The organism is Providencia lanzhouensis, assembly GCF_050469745.1.
GTDB classification, from domain to species: domain Bacteria; phylum Pseudomonadota; class Gammaproteobacteria; order Enterobacterales; family Enterobacteriaceae; genus Providencia; species Providencia lanzhouensis.
The window spans coordinates 2,488,765-2,504,643 of the sequence record NZ_CP174123.1; the positions used below are offsets into that span (position 1 = coordinate 2,488,765).

Annotated in this window: 17 protein-coding genes; 3 read left to right on the forward strand and 14 right to left on the reverse strand. The window is 43.5% G+C overall.

The window, feature by feature from the left end; all coding sequences use genetic code 11:
* The first annotated feature begins 21 nt into the window (after positions 1 to 21).
* Complete coding sequence (locus ACIH2S_RS11795) at positions 22 to 297, forward strand: hypothetical protein (protein ID WP_036952907.1); 276 nt, start codon at positions 22 to 24, stop codon at positions 295 to 297.
* A gap of 68 nt (positions 298 to 365) precedes the next feature.
* On the opposite strand, the gene ACIH2S_RS11800 is transcribed toward ACIH2S_RS11795, so the two are convergent.
* Genes ACIH2S_RS11800 through ACIH2S_RS11820 form a run of 5 tightly spaced genes read right to left on the reverse strand, consistent with a single transcriptional unit; the run spans position 366 to position 6,556 of the window.
* Positions 366 to 2,108, reverse strand: coding sequence for an acetyl/propionyl/methylcrotonyl-CoA carboxylase subunit alpha (locus tag ACIH2S_RS11800; RefSeq protein WP_430247489.1), 1,743 nt, complete (start codon positions 2,106 to 2,108; stop codon positions 366 to 368).
* Positions 2,095 to 3,699 carry an urea amidolyase family protein gene (locus ACIH2S_RS11805; protein WP_321146735.1) on the reverse strand — a complete coding sequence of 535 codons (1,605 nt, stop codon included), beginning with the start codon at positions 3,697 to 3,699 and terminating at the stop codon, positions 2,095 to 2,097. The genes ACIH2S_RS11800 and ACIH2S_RS11805 overlap by 14 nt, the downstream gene beginning before the upstream one ends.
* Positions 3,700 to 3,707: 8 nt before the next feature.
* Positions 3,708 to 4,514, reverse strand: coding sequence for a putative hydro-lyase (locus tag ACIH2S_RS11810; protein ID WP_430247490.1), 807 nt, complete (start codon positions 4,512 to 4,514; stop codon positions 3,708 to 3,710).
* On the reverse strand, positions 4,511 to 5,290 hold the full coding sequence (locus ACIH2S_RS11815) for a LamB/YcsF family protein (protein ID WP_430247491.1): 780 nt from the start codon (positions 5,288 to 5,290) through the stop codon (positions 4,511 to 4,513). Before ACIH2S_RS11815 ends, ACIH2S_RS11810 begins: the two co-directional genes overlap by 4 nt.
* A gap of 27 nt (positions 5,291 to 5,317) precedes the next feature.
* On the reverse strand, positions 5,318 to 6,556 hold the full coding sequence (locus ACIH2S_RS11820; RefSeq protein ID WP_430247493.1) for an NRAMP family divalent metal transporter: 1,239 nt from the start codon (positions 6,554 to 6,556) through the stop codon (positions 5,318 to 5,320).
* 429 nt (positions 6,557 to 6,985) lie between these two features.
* Here ACIH2S_RS11820 and ACIH2S_RS11825 point away from each other — a divergent pair, with 429 nt between their 5' ends.
* Positions 6,986 to 7,648 carry a GntR family transcriptional regulator gene (locus ACIH2S_RS11825; protein ID WP_108477913.1) on the forward strand — a complete coding sequence of 221 codons (663 nt, stop codon included), beginning with the start codon at positions 6,986 to 6,988 and terminating at the stop codon, positions 7,646 to 7,648.
* 395 nt (positions 7,649 to 8,043) lie between these two features.
* On the forward strand, positions 8,044 to 9,351 hold the full coding sequence (gene gltP, locus ACIH2S_RS11830; RefSeq protein WP_036952889.1) for a glutamate/aspartate:proton symporter GltP: 1,308 nt from the start codon (positions 8,044 to 8,046) through the stop codon (positions 9,349 to 9,351).
* 439 nt (positions 9,352 to 9,790) lie between these two features.
* Here the strand turns inward: gltP and ACIH2S_RS11835 are convergent, their stop codons facing one another.
* The 9 genes from ACIH2S_RS11835 to ACIH2S_RS11875 all read right to left on the reverse strand — a co-directional run bounded on the left by ACIH2S_RS11835 (position 9,791) and on the right by ACIH2S_RS11875 (position 15,872).
* Positions 9,791 to 10,078, reverse strand: a complete 288-nt coding sequence (locus tag ACIH2S_RS11835) for a putative quinol monooxygenase (RefSeq protein ID WP_108477912.1) — start codon at positions 10,076 to 10,078, stop codon at positions 9,791 to 9,793.
* Positions 10,079 to 10,148: 70 nt separating this feature from the next.
* A complete protein-coding gene (locus tag ACIH2S_RS11840) occupies positions 10,149 to 10,313 on the reverse strand; it encodes a hypothetical protein (RefSeq protein WP_165906929.1) in 165 nt (54 codons plus the stop codon).
* A 217-nt stretch (positions 10,314 to 10,530) separates the two neighbouring features.
* Positions 10,531 to 11,889: a phage baseplate protein gene (locus tag ACIH2S_RS11845; protein ID WP_349487891.1), complete on the reverse strand. Its 1,359-nt coding sequence runs from the start codon at positions 11,887 to 11,889 to the stop codon at positions 10,531 to 10,533.
* A 5-nt stretch (positions 11,890 to 11,894) separates the two neighbouring features.
* Positions 11,895 to 12,554 carry a DUF2612 domain-containing protein gene (locus ACIH2S_RS11850; protein WP_036952877.1) on the reverse strand — a complete coding sequence of 220 codons (660 nt, stop codon included), beginning with the start codon at positions 12,552 to 12,554 and terminating at the stop codon, positions 11,895 to 11,897.
* A complete protein-coding gene (locus ACIH2S_RS11855) occupies positions 12,551 to 13,738 on the reverse strand; it encodes a baseplate J/gp47 family protein (protein ID WP_132495398.1) in 1,188 nt (395 codons plus the stop codon). Before ACIH2S_RS11855 ends, ACIH2S_RS11850 begins: the two co-directional genes overlap by 4 nt.
* The gene (locus tag ACIH2S_RS11860; RefSeq protein WP_036952872.1) at positions 13,731 to 14,075 is read right to left on the reverse strand and encodes a phage related-protein; all 345 of its coding nucleotides are present in this window, start codon (positions 14,073 to 14,075) and stop codon (positions 13,731 to 13,733) included. Before ACIH2S_RS11860 ends, ACIH2S_RS11855 begins: the two co-directional genes overlap by 8 nt.
* Positions 14,072 to 14,764, reverse strand: coding sequence for a Gp138 family membrane-puncturing spike protein (locus ACIH2S_RS11865; protein ID WP_036952870.1), 693 nt, complete (start codon positions 14,762 to 14,764; stop codon positions 14,072 to 14,074). The genes ACIH2S_RS11860 and ACIH2S_RS11865 overlap by 4 nt, the downstream gene beginning before the upstream one ends.
* Before the next feature lie 3 nt (positions 14,765 to 14,767).
* Positions 14,768 to 15,583, reverse strand: a complete 816-nt coding sequence (locus tag ACIH2S_RS11870; protein ID WP_036953392.1) for a baseplate hub protein — start codon at positions 15,581 to 15,583, stop codon at positions 14,768 to 14,770.
* Positions 15,576 to 15,872 (reverse strand): phage baseplate plug family protein, encoded by a 297-nt coding sequence (locus tag ACIH2S_RS11875; RefSeq protein ID WP_036952868.1) that lies wholly within the window; start codon positions 15,870 to 15,872, stop codon positions 15,576 to 15,578. Before ACIH2S_RS11875 ends, ACIH2S_RS11870 begins: the two co-directional genes overlap by 8 nt.
* Positions 15,873 to 15,879 lie beyond the last annotated feature (7 nt).

Consider the following 15,879-nt stretch of genomic DNA (forward strand, 5'->3'; position numbering starts at 1 on the left):
GTGAGTGGGAAGGCAAGATAAATGGCAGGACATATGGTACTTATCGGTTGGGCTTTGTGGGTCAGTCCTTGTGGCACTGATTCATGCGATGCATTACCCGTGACCGAAACCATTTTTACCCAAGAACAGTGCATGAGCCGAAAATCCTATTTAGAGGCAAAACGCCCTAATTTGTTTTTCTTATGTGGTGAGGTTTATCGTGATAGCGATGAAATCGCCAAAGAGGAAAAAAGTGTCGTGCCCGCACCTAATCCACCATTACCTGTACGCAACTTACCGGAACGCAAATCACGTTGAGTTACGATCAAATAGGTAAGGCGGTGGCGATTCGCCACCCCTTATTAACGATTAATCGCCATTAGCGATTAGATAATCTCCGCAATTTTATTATCTGCATTGATAAAATCCCCTTGTTTAGCCGTATATTTCAGTTCCCCTGAACGGTGGGCGATGACTTGAACTTCCATTTTCATTGCCTCCATCACGCCAATAATGTCCCCTTCTGTTACCTTATTTCCTTGAGGAACTAGCCAATTAAATAGCACACCTGAGATAGGGGCGTTCACGCTGTTAGGGTTGTTTTCAACGCTTTGAGGTGCAGAAGTTGCTGTCGTTGGGTTCACCGCCATTCCAGCAAACAATTGCGCGGGCAAACCCAGTTCGCAACGTTTTCCATCAATTTCAATAAATGACCGTGTTAACGCTTGTTCGGCTTGTGGTAATTGGCGTTTCGCAGAGGGAATTTCAACACTAAATTCCGTTTCAATCCAACGGGTATGCACCTTAAAGTTTTCACAAAAATCCGCTTGCTCCATCACCGCACGATGAAAAGGCAATACGGACGCGACCCCTTCAATCTTAAATTCAGCTAATGCGCGACGAGCACGTACAATCGCTTGTTCACGGGTTTGACCGACCACAATCAATTTTGCCATTAGCGAGTCAAAGGTACCGGGAATGATTTTGCCTGTTTCAACGCCACTATCAACACGGACGCCTGGGCCTGATGGTGCATCAAAACGTAAGATGGTTCCCGGAGTTGGTAAGAAGCCATTCCCTGCATCTTCCGCATTGATACGAAATTCAAAAGCGTGACCACGAGGTTTAGGCGTTTCTTGAATACTCAGCGGCAAACCTTCAGCAATACGTAGCTGCTCAACCACTAAGTCAATTCCTGCCGTTTCTTCTGTGACTGGGTGCTCAACCTGCAAACGAGTGTTCACTTCTAAGAAGGATAAAGTGCCTTCTTGGCTTAATAAGAACTCAACCGTTCCCGCGCCCACATAGCCGGCTTTACGGCAAATATCTGTGGAAGCGCGAATGATTTGTTGCTCCAGTTCAGGGGCTAAAAACGGGGCTGGAGACTCTTCCACTAACTTTTGGTTTCGGCGTTGCAACGAACAATCTCGCGTTCCCACGACAACAACGTTACCGTGGGTATCAGCGATGACTTGCGCTTCAATATGGCGAGGGTTATGCAAAAATTGCTCAATAAAACATTCCCCGCGACCGAATGCCGCTGTCGCCTCACGCACCGCAGAGTGGTATAACTCTTCCACTTCGTGCATCTGCCATGCCACCTTTAAACCGCGACCACCGCCGCCAAATGCAGCTTTAATTGCGATTGGTAGCCCATGTTGATGGGCAAACTGCACCACTTCCTGCGCGGTTTCAACGGGATCTTTGGTTCCCACGACAAGCGGCGCACCCACTTGTAAGGCGATATGTCGGGCTTGAACTTTATCCCCTAAAATATCAATACTCTCTGGGCTTGGACCAACCCAAATCAAGCCAGCTTGTTGTACTGCTCGCGCGAATTCAGCACGTTCAGAAAGAAAACCGTAGCCCGGATGCACCATGGTTGCACCGGATTTTTTTGCTACCTCAATCAGTTTCTCAATGTTTAAGTAGCTCTGTGCTGGGGTATTGCCACCTAACCCATAAGCTTCGTCCGCCATGTTGACATGCAATGCGTCAATATCACTATCGGCATACACCGCCACAGACGCAAAACCATAATCCCGGCAAGCACGAATAATACGTACGGCGATCTCACCACGGTTGGCAATCAATACCTTATGCTGTGCATTTTTATTATTGGTATTCATAAGCTTCATGACTCCCTTCAAGTTGATAAAATTCACGTAATGGATTAAAGCGGATTTTGCCATTCACGGGGATTTGCCCTGCAAGATCCAAATGATAGTCACACACCGCACCTATCACCGGATATCCTCCCGTCAATGGGTGGTCATTTAAAAATAAGACCGGCTGCCCATTAGCTGGGACTTGGATGGCGCCAATACAGGTGCCTTCGCTTGGTAATTCTTGTAACAGTTCACGACTTAGCGGCACTTCACCCGCAAGGCGTAACCCAATACGGTTTGAGGCGGCAGTCACTTGCCAAACTTGCTGACGCAGTAATTCGGCGGCTTGTTCAGTAAACCAATCTGTTCTGGGTCCCATTACTACATCCAATACCACCACATCATCTGCTGTCGGGTAGTCAAAGGCTGGGGATTCTGTGAGCGAAATGGCGCGATGATTCATTTTTTGATGAATCGATAAAGATTGTCCAACCATCAATGGTGCGGGTCCTACTTGGGCTAAGGTATCGAATGAGCAGCTTTCAAGAACTGGCGCCACAGAAAAGCCCCCGCGTACGGCAAAATAACTACGTACACCGTTGATTGGGCGTCCTAATTGAATGACATCCCCTTTCGCGAGGTGAATCGGTTGGTAGGTTGCTGAGGTAAATATTTGCCCGTCTTCTGTCGTGATGGTGACAGGGCACTGGGCACCTGTAATACCGACCAAAAGGTCTCGATTAGCACGGACTTTTAAGCCACCTTGTGTGACTTCCAGTACAGTGGATTGGGTACAATTACCGACCAAACGATTTGCACTGTATAGCGCCGATTTATCCATCGCTCCTGATTCGGAGATCCCTAATGCTGACTGCCCAATACGCCCTCTATCCTGAAATAAGGTTTGTAGCCCGGTCGCCAACACGGTGAGATCGTACGTTTGGTTCTCATCGATAGATTTAATGTCAGTTTGACTCGGTAAACTATAGCTCACGGAACTCTTGCTTTGGTCAACAAATTGTACCCGATAACCCGCTTGTAAAAGTGCCGGTTCTGGTCGATTAATATCCCACACGGCTAAATCAGTCTGACCTATCAGTTGCCAACCACCGGGGCTGGCTTGTGGATACACACTGCTAAATTCTCCCGCCAATGCCACTGAACCAGCGGGAATTCGCACACGAGGGGATTGGCGGCGCGGTACCTGTAATTGCGCTTGCTTCGATACCATATAACCAAATCCAGGCGCGAAACCGCTAAATGCCACCAGATATTCATTTTCCGTATGGCGACGGATCACCTCTTCGATAGTGACCCCTAAATACTCCGCCACTTCCGGTAAGTCTTCCCCGGTATAGTGCACGGGAATAGTGACTAATTTCCCCGTTTTAGCTTCGCCGCCTTCAATGTTGCGCAGAGAAATTTGCTGCACAATCGCATTAATATGCTCAATTGCTGGGTTATAACGCACTAATACCGTTCGTGCCGCTGGGGTTATCTCTTCAATGCCGTTAATTGGGCGATGCGTTAATGAGTCTGTCAGTGCCATCGTCTGTTCGAGACTCGGCAGTTCAACTATAAACGCGCTTAAATTGACAGGTAAGAAACGCATAAGTCCCCCTATACGTGATAAGCGGCGTCAGGAACATCCGTGATAAACATATATCCCGGAGCATGACTCAACGCAAAAGGAACACCTGATTTCATCACCGCCGCTTGAGGCGTCACACCACAAGCCCAAAATACAGGAATTTCACCTTGTTCAATGCGGACTGCATCCCCAAAATCAGGGCGCATAATATCTTGGATCCCCAGTAATTCAGGTGTGCCAATATGTACGGGAGAGCCATGTACCGCGGGAAAACGCCCCGATATCATGACGGCATCGGCAACACGATCGGCAGGGATTGGGCGCATGGATACCACAAGCTCGCCCTCTAGACGCCCCGCAGGACGACACAGTCGGTTTGTTTTATACATCGGCACATTGGAACCATCAGTAATGTGGCGAACATCAATACCCGCCTCTATCATCGGTGTTTCAAAGGTAAAACTGCAACCAATCAAGAAAGTGACTAAATCAGGATATTGCTGATAAATAGCCGTCGCATCCGTAATTTCATCCACCAGCTTGCCCTGTTCCCAAACGCGATAACGAGGAATATCAGTACGCAGATCGGCGCCTTCGGCTAACACAGTTTGCCAACTCCCTGATTCGCACACATCCAAGACAGGGCAACTTTTGGGATTACGTTGAGCATAAAGTAGGAAATCAAACGCCCAATCTCTCGGCAACGCAATCATATTGGCTTGAGTCATTCCCGGCGCCATACCTGCTGTGGGTTTATCATAGCCATGGCGAATCGCTTCTCTCGCTGATTTCGCCGCTTGAATAGCCTCTTTTGAGGCTTTCATTAATGCATTCATGCTTGACCTCCCTTTCCTGCAAATGCACGGATACCGATCCCCTGCAGCTCAAAGAGTTCACGCACTTTTTTCGCCATCTCTAACGCACCGGGGCTATCTCCATGTACACAAATAGAGCCCGCTTCAATAGGAGTGAATTTCCCATCAATAGCGACTACGCCACCTTCATTCACTAACTGCAACATGCGCTTAGCCACTAACTCTGGATCATGCAGAACGGAACCTGCTAACTTACGAGAAACCAGCGTACCATCGCTGTTGTAAGCTCTATCAGCAAAGGCTTCTGCGACCACCTTCAATCCGCTCTCTTTTGCCCAACCAATCAATGGGGATCCCGCTAATGCCACCAGCGTTAACTGGTTATCAATCTTCAAGATCCCATCAATGACAGCCATTGCTTGGCGTTTGTCATGGGCGATGGTGTTATATAACGCGCCGTGTGGTTTAACATATTCCACGTGGGTGCCAGCCGCCGTTGCAAGCCCCTTTAATGCGCCAATTTGATAAATCACGTCTGCGGTTAATTCGTTAGACGCAATGTCCATATTTCGACGACCAAATCCGACTAAGTCTGGATATCCCACATGCGCTCCTATCGTCACACCCTGCTTTTGCGCGGCAATGAGCGTTTGGAGGATCCCATCGGGAGAACCCGCATGAAATCCACAGGCAATGTTGGCGCTACTGACAATGCTCAACATCGCCTCATCATTGCCCATTTTCCATTGACCAAAACTTTCACCAAGGTCGCTATTTAGGTCGATTTGCTTATTCATTATTGTTCCTCAATCCTTGATAACGACTTATTTTAAGTAGTTGAAAATTGCACTCACGGACATGGCACCCATGTACCACGTTAACGCACAGGTCACGACCCCCGACCACAGTAACCAACGTGGATAATGATACCCTTCCATTAAATCTGCACGTTTCCAGCCAATATAGACAAACAGCGTCAGACCAATCGGTAAAATCAAGCCGTTAAAGCCACCGGCAAAGACCAATAGAGCGGCTGGCGCGGTTCCCATAAACAGGTAAACAGCCAATGAAACAGCGATGAACAGGATAGTGGCAATATTACGTTGTCTTTCTGTAATGGAAGATTTGAACGCTTTTAAGAAGCTCATGGAGGTGTACGCTGCGCCGATAACGCTAGTCAGTGCTGCCGCCCATAAAATTAAACCGAAAATACGTAAACCGAAATTACCCGCCGCGGCTTGGAAGGCGTGAGAGGCAGGGTTCGCCGCTTTACCTGAAATATCAATCGTCACGCCACTGGCAACCACACCTAAGATGGCTAAAAACAGGACATAGCGCATGACACCGACGACGATAATCCCTTTGGTCGCTGCGCTAGAAACCGCTTTGATGTTTTCGACACCAACTTCGCCTTTATCCAGTAAACGATGCGCCCCTGCGTAGCAGATATAACCACCGACCGTTCCGCCAACAATCGTGGTGATCATCGCAAAATCGACGGTATCAGGGAGTACGCTTTGACGTAACGCTTCACCAATTGGTGGGTTAGATGCAATCATCACAAAGAGTGTTAGACCAATCATGACCAAACCTAATGCAATGATTAATCTATCAATAAAACTACTAGCTTTGCGGGACGAGAATATATAAATCGCTAAGAGCGCACTGAGTAAACCGCCCCACTTAGGGTCGAGACCAACGAGTGCATTCAGACCTAAACCTGCCCCGGCAATGTTACCGATATTAAATATCAATCCACCAAAGATGACTAACACCGCCAGTAAATAGCCACTTCCGGGAATTGTCGCATTGGCGATATCGGATGAGTGCATTTTCGTGAGTGTCACCACTCGCCAAATATTTTGCTGTACCACGAAATCAATCACGATGGAGGCTAAAATACCAAAAGCAAACGCGGCACCTAAAGTAACGGTAAATGTCGCGGTTTGGGTGATAAATCCGGGACCAATCGCTGATGTTGCCATTAAGAAAATAGCGCCAATCAGCGAGGAACGACGTTTCTTCACATATTCTGCTGTCGAGATATTTTCATGAGCTGCCATATGCATACTCCTCTGTAGTTTTTGTTGTTATCTGTATTTTGATGTTGTGCAAGTTTTTTAATACTGAACTCATTTGTAGAGGCAATTTTCGTGCCATTGTTCTATCAATGGTATGGATTGTTAATTTATTGAATGCAGATTGTTGAACAATTAATACGGAGCGATGAATAATTAAGCAATCAAAATCGTTTCTGGTAAGTTAAAAATCAAATCTCGATCACTTTTTTAACAATTAATGTTTATCTGTAACATTAAGAATGAGAGGTGTAATACGTCAAAGCACCAATTTAGTGCTCAAAAAGGAAAATGCCCTGAATTAGTGCATAAAAGGAGTCTTGCTGCCCTACAGCGAATATGTGAAGATAGCGCTCAAATACCTGTTTTAATGAACTGTTCACCCTACTTTTCTTCAACTAGGCTCACCTTTTTATGAAAAAACAGCCCGTCGCACAAACCTTGTCAGTCACTATCGCAGAAACTATCCGCCATAAAATTACGATTGGTGAGTTAACGCCGGGACAACGTTTATCAGAAGCCGCATTGAGTGAAGAGTTGGATATTTCCCGTAATACCTTAAGGGAAGTCTTTCGTGTATTAACCCAAGAAGGTCTACTCACCTACGCTCCCAATAAAGGGGTATATGTTTCCGTCCCAGATATGGCGGCGATTATTGATATTTACCAAGTGCGTCGATTAATTGAATGTGATTCATTGACCCATGCTTATGCCCTGCATCCTGCCGTTCAAAAAATGAAACTCGCTGTCGCTGAAGCTCGAAAGCATGAAAAAACGGAAGATTGGGTAGGTGTCGGTACCGCCAATATGAAGTTTCATACCGCGATTGTGGAATTGTCGGACAGTGAAAGGTTAATTAAGCTTTATCATAATATTGCCGCTGAGCTACGTTTAGCTTTTGGTCATTTAAATGATGCCAAACTGCTCTATGCTCCCTACATTGATAAAAACCAAGCTATTTTAGAGTTACTTGATGCTGGTAAAAATCAAGAAGCGGCCGCAGCGCTTTTACACTACCTCGATTTATCTGAACGCACATTACTTGCCGCCTATAAGCGCAGCCAATCACTGCTATAAAATCCTCATTTTTACAGATGGCTCGCTTTATCCCAGGTCTTTTGTTACCCCTTTATTTTTTTAATTCAATATCTATGCAAATAACCTTGCATAGATATTGCAGAATTAAACACTCCACAGAAAATCCAACTCATAAAAATTGTATTTAACAATCTTTATAGATTAGATTAATCACTTTTTATTATCAATTCAGCAACACATATAGATACAAATAGAAATAAATATTAACAAAGCATTCAATTTCAGAAACTTAATTTACATTTTGTTATAAGTAACCATTGTAAATAACTCTACTTTCTCGAATAAATGATTGTGGTTTTTCCGAATATTGGTTATAAAACTGAGCATAATAAAAATACAATGTTAAATATTATTAATATAAACGAGAATTATTTATGACACTAAACAACATCGTTCCAAAAAAACCGTTTAAATTTGGGTTAGGGTGGCAGATTCTAGTTGCGCTTTTTTTAGGTGTTATCGTTGGTGCTTTACTGCATGAAAGCGTGGAATACAAAGATTGGTTAATACTGAATGTTCTCTCTCCCGCCGGTAAGATTTTTATTCAGTTAATCAAAATGATTGTGGTACCTATCGTCATTTCGACCTTGATTGTGGGGATCGCTGGTGTCGGGAATACAAAACAATTAGGCACATTGGGTTTCAAAACGATCCTTTACTTTGAAATCATTACTACCATTGCCATCATTGTGGGTATTTCGTTTGCCAATATCTTCCAACCAGGTGTGGGCATTGATATGTCTCAGCTCACTCAAGTGGATATTTCTCAGTACCAAAAAACGACGCAGGAGGTTGCTAGCCATCCTTCAGGGATCGTGAATACTTTATTATCTTTGGTACCGAGCAATATTTTTGCTGCCATGGCGAGTGGCGATATGCTTCCTGTTATTTTCTTCGCGGTTTTATTTGGTTTAGGATTATCTTCTCTACCAGTAGCAAAGAAACAGCCACTATTAGATGTTCTGCAAACTTTTTCTGAAACCATGTTCCGCGTGACTAACATGATCATGATGTATGCACCAATCGGGGTGTTTGCATTAATTTCCGTCACCGTTGCAAACTTTGGATTTACTTCACTGGTTCCTCTGCTGAAGTTAGTTATTTTGGTTCACTGTGCGATTATTTTCTTCGCTGTTGTGGTGCTCGGAATTGTTGCACGTTATTGCAAAATTAATATTTTTACTCTGATGAGAATATTAAAGGATGAGTTGCTGCTTGCTTATTCAACCGCTAGCTCTGAAACTGTACTTCCTCGTATTATGGATAAAATGGAGAAGTATGGTGCACCAAAATCTGTCACCAGTTTCGTTATCCCAATTGGTTATTCATTTAACTTAGATGGTTCCACCTTATATCAAAGTATCGCTGCCATTTTTATTGCTCAGCTATATGGTATTGAACTGTCATTAGGGCAAGAACTTATTTTAGTCTTTACCTTAATGATCACGTCTAAAGGTATTGCGGGGGTTCCTGGAGTTTCATTTGTCGTCTTGCTGGCAACGTTAGGCTCTGTGGGAATTCCATTAGAAGGTTTAGCATTCATTGCCGGTGTTGACCGTATTCTCGATATGGCAAGAACCGCACTTAATGTGGTTGGTAACGCATTAGCTGCCTTGATTATCGCCAAATGGGAACACAATTATGATGAGAAAAAAGCCCGAGAGTATGAGGAAAGTTTTTAATTAAAGACTAAATATCCAGGCTCTTCTTATTTCTAACCAAAGCCATCTTTAAAATATTAAAGATGGCTTTGAATATTCCTAGTTGTTTTTACGTAATTTGAAATTTAATTAGTTACTTATGTGATATTTCCTCGCAAGATTTTATTTCATTGCTACGCTAAATATACACTTTAATTTAGGTCATTCTTTATTTGGATTAGCAGCAATGAATCAAGTTAGACGCTTTCTTTTATTCTTAAAAGTTTTACAGCACCTAATGATTATCTTTGTGTTTACGCTGTCATATTTTCTGTTTCAGAATTGGCTATAATTCGATAAAGTTGAGCCCAAACCAAATCCCCCCTTTTCGAGTAAAGTAATAACCCGACTATTTAGGGGGAACTGATGAGAAGTTATTTGGATGAGTTTTACATACGATACTTAAATGAATTCTTCCGTGTTAAAACGCCGCATCCATCAAGATAAATTTAGGCTCAGCTCTTTGATAGCGGTTAATCATCGGTACTAATCGTTGGAAGTGTTCAGACGCACAATGTGAATCTAATGCAGCACGATTCGGCCACTCTTCAATAAAAACAAAATGCCCAGGATCCTTTTCATCAATATAAAGGTCATAAGCGATACATAGCGGTTCTTTCTTTGTGGCTTCAACAAGTGCCTTATAGAGTGGTAACACTATTTCTACCGCTTCCGGCTTGATAAAATCTTCAGCAATGACTTTTAGCATGGTAATCCTCTTTGTTTAGCTTGTTAAAACTCAAATCAATCCCTTTCAACTAAGCGAGCTTCAAAAGCTCTTATTGATTCAGCTTATCATCCACATTTTTAATTATCTGCGCTAATTTTGCTTTATCTTTATCAGAGAGATAGTCATGGTATTTTTCAACAAAGCGCTGGATTCGCTCTGCCCCAGCAATAATTATCTGAGCAGCCTTGTTGATGTCATCTTGATGGGTATTCATGTTGGAACCTTAACGAGATAGGCAACTAAATATAGTATTCCATAACATAGATAACATTTAAATATAGCCCCATACAACCATTTTAAATGATTACCATTAATTATATAAATAAAAACTGTCAAAAATTATACCAAATAAAAAGCCGCTTAACTTAAAGTGTCCAACTTTATAGGGTCACTTCAAAATGCGGCTTTTATTGGTACCTGAAAATGCTAAATCACGCGGTTCTATACCAGCCCATCAGCATGATGTAGGCGTTAGTTATGTTTACAGCTGTTCCTCCGCCTTTGTTTCCTGTCGTTCCTGAAACGGTATGCGCATGTGCACCGTTATTAGAAGTTGCCCCTGTCCAAGAACGTGATGCAGTAAAGTTATACACTGTACCGTCATCATCAGTCCCTGACCATGAGTTACTCGCATTCCATTTATTCAAGATCGCAAATGCCCCTTTTAAACTCGAATCTCGGTTTTGTGCAGCTCTACGAATTGCAGGAAAATCGCCGGTGATATCCATTGTTCCTCGATCATGAGTATGACCACCAGTGTTATTCGTCGTAGCTGAAAAACTATGATTATGAGCGGGCATCTGTGTTTCTGTTAATGTGACCGAATCAGAACCGCCAGTAGACAAGACATTGGCTCCACTCGCGGCTGCCAATCGAATGGTTTTATTTTCACCGATATATTGCCACTTAGTACCGGGGAATAACGTATTAGGATTCTTGTTTTGTGCAAACCAAACCACAATACCGATGGGGTAGATAGTGTTGAGATTAACCGCATTTTGCAAAGCAACAGTCACCGCATTTTGGCTCATAACATTAGTTGTTGATGTCCCTGTTCCTTGAGCTACATTACTTGTATTGAGTTTTGTATTTAGTCCGTTGGTGAGTGCCGTATTAGTTGCATAATCTCCTGAAGGCTGGTAATTCCCCTTCGCCTGATATCGCCCATCACTTTCTGCTTTAGAATAGCTGTAACCTGCTGCTAAATAGTTGCCTTTTGGCTGATAGCGACCATCCCCTTCTACTTTAGTGTAACTTTCGCCTTTCAGGGCATAATTACCTACTGGTGCATAGTTGCCTTTTGGCTGGAAGTTAGTATCAGACTCTTGCTTGGAGTAGCTATATCCAGCAGGTAGATAATTACCCAATGGCTGGAATCGTTTATCCGATTCTGTCTTGTTGTAAACGTTGATATCGCCGGCTGTTAAGTCAGCTTTTAGTTCAACCCACTGAGCACCAGTAACCGGCTCGACCTCGTTATTTTCAACTTTGGACTGCCATACCTTATTTTTGTGATAAACAACAGCTCGAATAGGATAAGGCTTACCTCCCTCATCCCATTTTGAAAAACCATAATTTTGAATTTCACCAACGGCTTCGGTGATATCGTGAAACATACTATTCATTTTTTCACGTTCGATATCCTTAGCGGCGGGATCAGAAACTTGGTCTCGCTCATAGTCGTATCCATACCCTTGCGGATAAGACACTGAACCATCGGCTTGTACTTCATTAGGAATAGAAGTTCTGTCCCCTTGTGTTGCAAAGGGGATTTTAAAAATTTTAGTCATTGTGTTTATGCTCCGAAATTACTGCTCAGGAAGTTTTTACGTAGTTTTCCGTGACCGAAAGATTGTTTCGTCACAATACGATATTTGACACCAACACCCGATGGGCGTGGCATAAGGTCGAAATTCTCTAATAAAAGCCTTAGACGTTCGTCAGGGTTGTAATTAAAAACGTAATACGTGTAAGTCATATCTAGCGGGTCTAACACAAAAACTTTGCTGTCCTCTTGCCAGAAAAATCGACGTAAAAATTCATTAATGTTGGTCACTGTAGGGCTTTGAGTCAGGTTGAAATAGCGCATACGAATAATAAGTCGCTTCTGTTCTACCGTCAGTGATAGCGTGTAATCTGAGTTTCGCCGAAAGTTAGCTTTAAAATTGGCTTTCTTTTTGCCAAAGCCAAACCCCACTTTCGTTTTATCGCTGGGTGGCACGTCAATCCCAAGAGGCACATCAAGGATACGTGACCAGATATTTAACCCAAATTCATTCGCTGTATCGATATTAAAAACATCACGGTACCAGTTACGCCAAAATTGTACTGTCGATTTATCAAAGTACGTCGATTTGTAACCTGCTAGCGCCTTTAAATTTTCAGCATCTTCATACTGCCAAAGAATGGCTTTTAATAAATCAGAATGAAAATCAAATGATTGCACTTGAGTCATACAATCACCACTTGCACGGCGCTGCCTTTTATTCGAGCCACTTCATTGAGTTTTATCGTATAATTATCTGAGGACCACGCTTTACCATCAGTTGAAAGCTCCACGCGCGTGATAAACAATCTTGGCTCTACCGTGTTTATACCGGCAGATATCTCGAAAGGAGACACATCACGCCCAACCACTAAGCCTCCATCGCCCTCCACATCACCATTTGCCCAAGATTGGACTGCTTTGGGAATAATCGTTTGAGCATCCACCGTGGCTTTTTTTACCGTCACTCGGCAAAACAACACGATTTCTTTTGCTCTATCAAATTTCACTGGGTACGTTTGAGCGCTAATTTTCTCTAACACTTCAACTTCTTCACGACCATTAAAGGCAGCGCCAAGGGTTTTGGTTCTCAGCAAAGATTGAGCAATCTGATTCTTATCCCCCCCTTCAACGCAAACGTAGATGCTATGAGGTACTAAAGTAATCCCATCAAAAATAACGGGTGTATCGCCATAATTTTCTCTAAATGCTAAAGAACGCACACCTTCCAGCTCATAGAGTGCTGATGTGATTGCTTCCCCAACACTCACCGTATTTCGCGCAAGTGTTTGTTTTCGCCTGCGTCTAGCCTGTAAATCAGACTCTTCAGCTCTACCCAACGTTGCCGATGTCGGATTATTCACGGTTTCCCAACCAAGCACTGAACTTGCGATTTTATCAAGCTGACCAACACCACACTCTATAGCGCCAGTGCCAATAGAACGCATGTCACCGGTGGTTGTGCCATCTTTACCTAAAATCAAGGCTTTGGTTGTCTCGAATAGATCACCGTCTCGTGTTGTCGCTTGTGATCCGCTAGGAATAATGGTGCCAGCGACACCGCTAAACTTAACCTGTGTCAGAAATGAGTGTGTTGAATCAAAACGTTGTCCGCCCATCAAAGCCCAAATTGCATCGAGAAAAATGCCGCCGGCTAAATCAGGGTTAATTTGATTCGCTAGTTCTGCATTGTTGCGTACAACTGCATCTCGGTTTTCCACTTCCATGGTGACCAATGCACCTTGTGGTGTTTCCGGTGAAACATCCAAATCCTGGCCAAACACATTTTTAAATTCTCTTTCGACATCATTACGTAAAGTGCTGGTATCTGGAATAACAACCCCTTGTGAGGTAATGAATTGATAATCAGCCATTGAGACTTATCTCCCCATAAATTGTTTGTATCACAGCGGTATACTTCAGCGAGTTATCTGCCAATAAAGCCGAAAAAGACAAGACGGATATCACATCATTCAGTTCACGCATCCGATCACGAAACGCAAATTCAAACAGCGGAATATCCGCTTGTCTTCCGAAAGTGGTTTTCCAATAGGGAATACCTGAATCCAGCTTATGCAGCATCTCGCCACGTAATGCTTTGGCGTAGTGCTCGCACCTTTTTTCTGACGCTCGTTCACCACTCACTATCGACAAATTTCCGTCATTACCGAGGTGAATATCATTGTTGCTATTAACGCCAAATGTCCTCATATAGGCTCTCCTGAATTACTCTCGCCACGCTGAATACCACTGTGTTTATGTGTAGACCCGATATTTTTACCGTTATGCTTCATCGTGCCACCATTTGAGTCACTGTTGCCATTCACGGCATGATTACCATTGATAGTCACATTGCCGTTAAACGTGGTTTCAGGCACGTTTGCTTCAAGAATTGGAGAATCCAGTACTGCTTTACCCTCGTGCAACGATAGGCACACAGAGCCGTCCATTGATTGGATCACTAAAGCATCCGCATTTTTTCCATCAATTAACCAACCTTTTAGCGTGTCGGGGTAAAACATGGCATCACTAAAGGTGTGCAAACGCGCAGTATTAGGTTCATCCTCTAAGCCACCACGCTGGAAAATTAAACTGACGTCTCGGTCGTTTGCTTTTAACCAACCAAAATCCCCTGGCTTAATTGGCATACGAATAAAAAATCCCCCTCCACCGAAACGAAAAACGGGGATATTTGGTACCGCCGCCCGCCCTATTTTTTGTCCTTCGGTGGAAACCATCATGATCAGCGGTTTGATAACGGCACGATTGGTTTTATCGTCATAACTCACCACCGTCGCGGGGAGCATGTCATCAATATTCATCAAAAAATTGCGAAATGCAGACGAGAGTTGTCCTGCCAAGCTGCCTTCGCTAGCAATATCACTGTTAGGTTGATTCATGATTTATACTCGTTTACAGATAGCTTGATAGAAGAAGGGGGTGTCGTGAGAAGCAATATCGAACTTTAATTGTTCAATTAAGTAATCACCATTAAGTGCAGGATTAAATTTACTCTCAAGTCGCAGCATGCCACCTAATGATGAATCCGAGTCAATCAAGTAAGTGACGTCAACGCCTTTCTCCGTAGCTTTCGGAATACCAACCATACCGGATTTTTGATTTAAGATACGCAGCCGCCCAGAGACTGCCTTATCTCTGTCTTTTACATATAATACATCATCGTCAATGAACGCTTTGACGTTACCAGCCTCTTGTAGTTTTTCGATTTGTTTAAGCATTCCCCCACAAAAATACCAGTTTGCAATATTTTTATCCGTGGCTTGAAAATCGAGCTTTACCTGACAATCTTGCGCAATGCTCTTTGCAATATCACTCAACTTATTAATTGCACCGCCAGAGGTAGAAACCATTTCCCTGGCGGTGGCATTGTTCGTTTTAGCCTTTAGGGTCAGCGTTACATCTGGCGGTGACGCTATTTCAGCACTGACAATATCGCCGATATACAATCGAAATATACCTGAACCTACACGGCCGGCTTCAACAATTAGCCTGTGGGGCTGTTTGCTTTTCGTATAAGGACTCGTTTCCGTTAACAGCATATTACGCGTATCCGCGTTTAAGCCATCAATGTTAACCGTGCATTCATTTTGCAATGGATTTGCATACTTTGTGCCACTGGCTTTGATGCGTAATCCTTCATACCACTGTAAGCGGCCATTCACCTCGATACCGACTCTGATTCGTCGTAAGTCAATCATCATCACTACTCCGCCACACAAGATATTGAGTTTTCCCAAACAGCTCCCACCACGGTAATTCGCCATTGTCTGTGATGAACGCAAAATTGCCGATACCGGATAAATAGCGATATGGGATTAATGGTTGGTTGGGCATCACGCGAATGCCCTGTATCAACATGTTGTCATTACGCTTGATATCACAACACATCATTTGTCGTGCAACTTTAATTGTTAGCTCCCAATCATTGTCATTTAGTGTTGCTCGTAACCGCTGATTGGGGATGGTACTCAATGGAATCTTTTGCATAATTAAT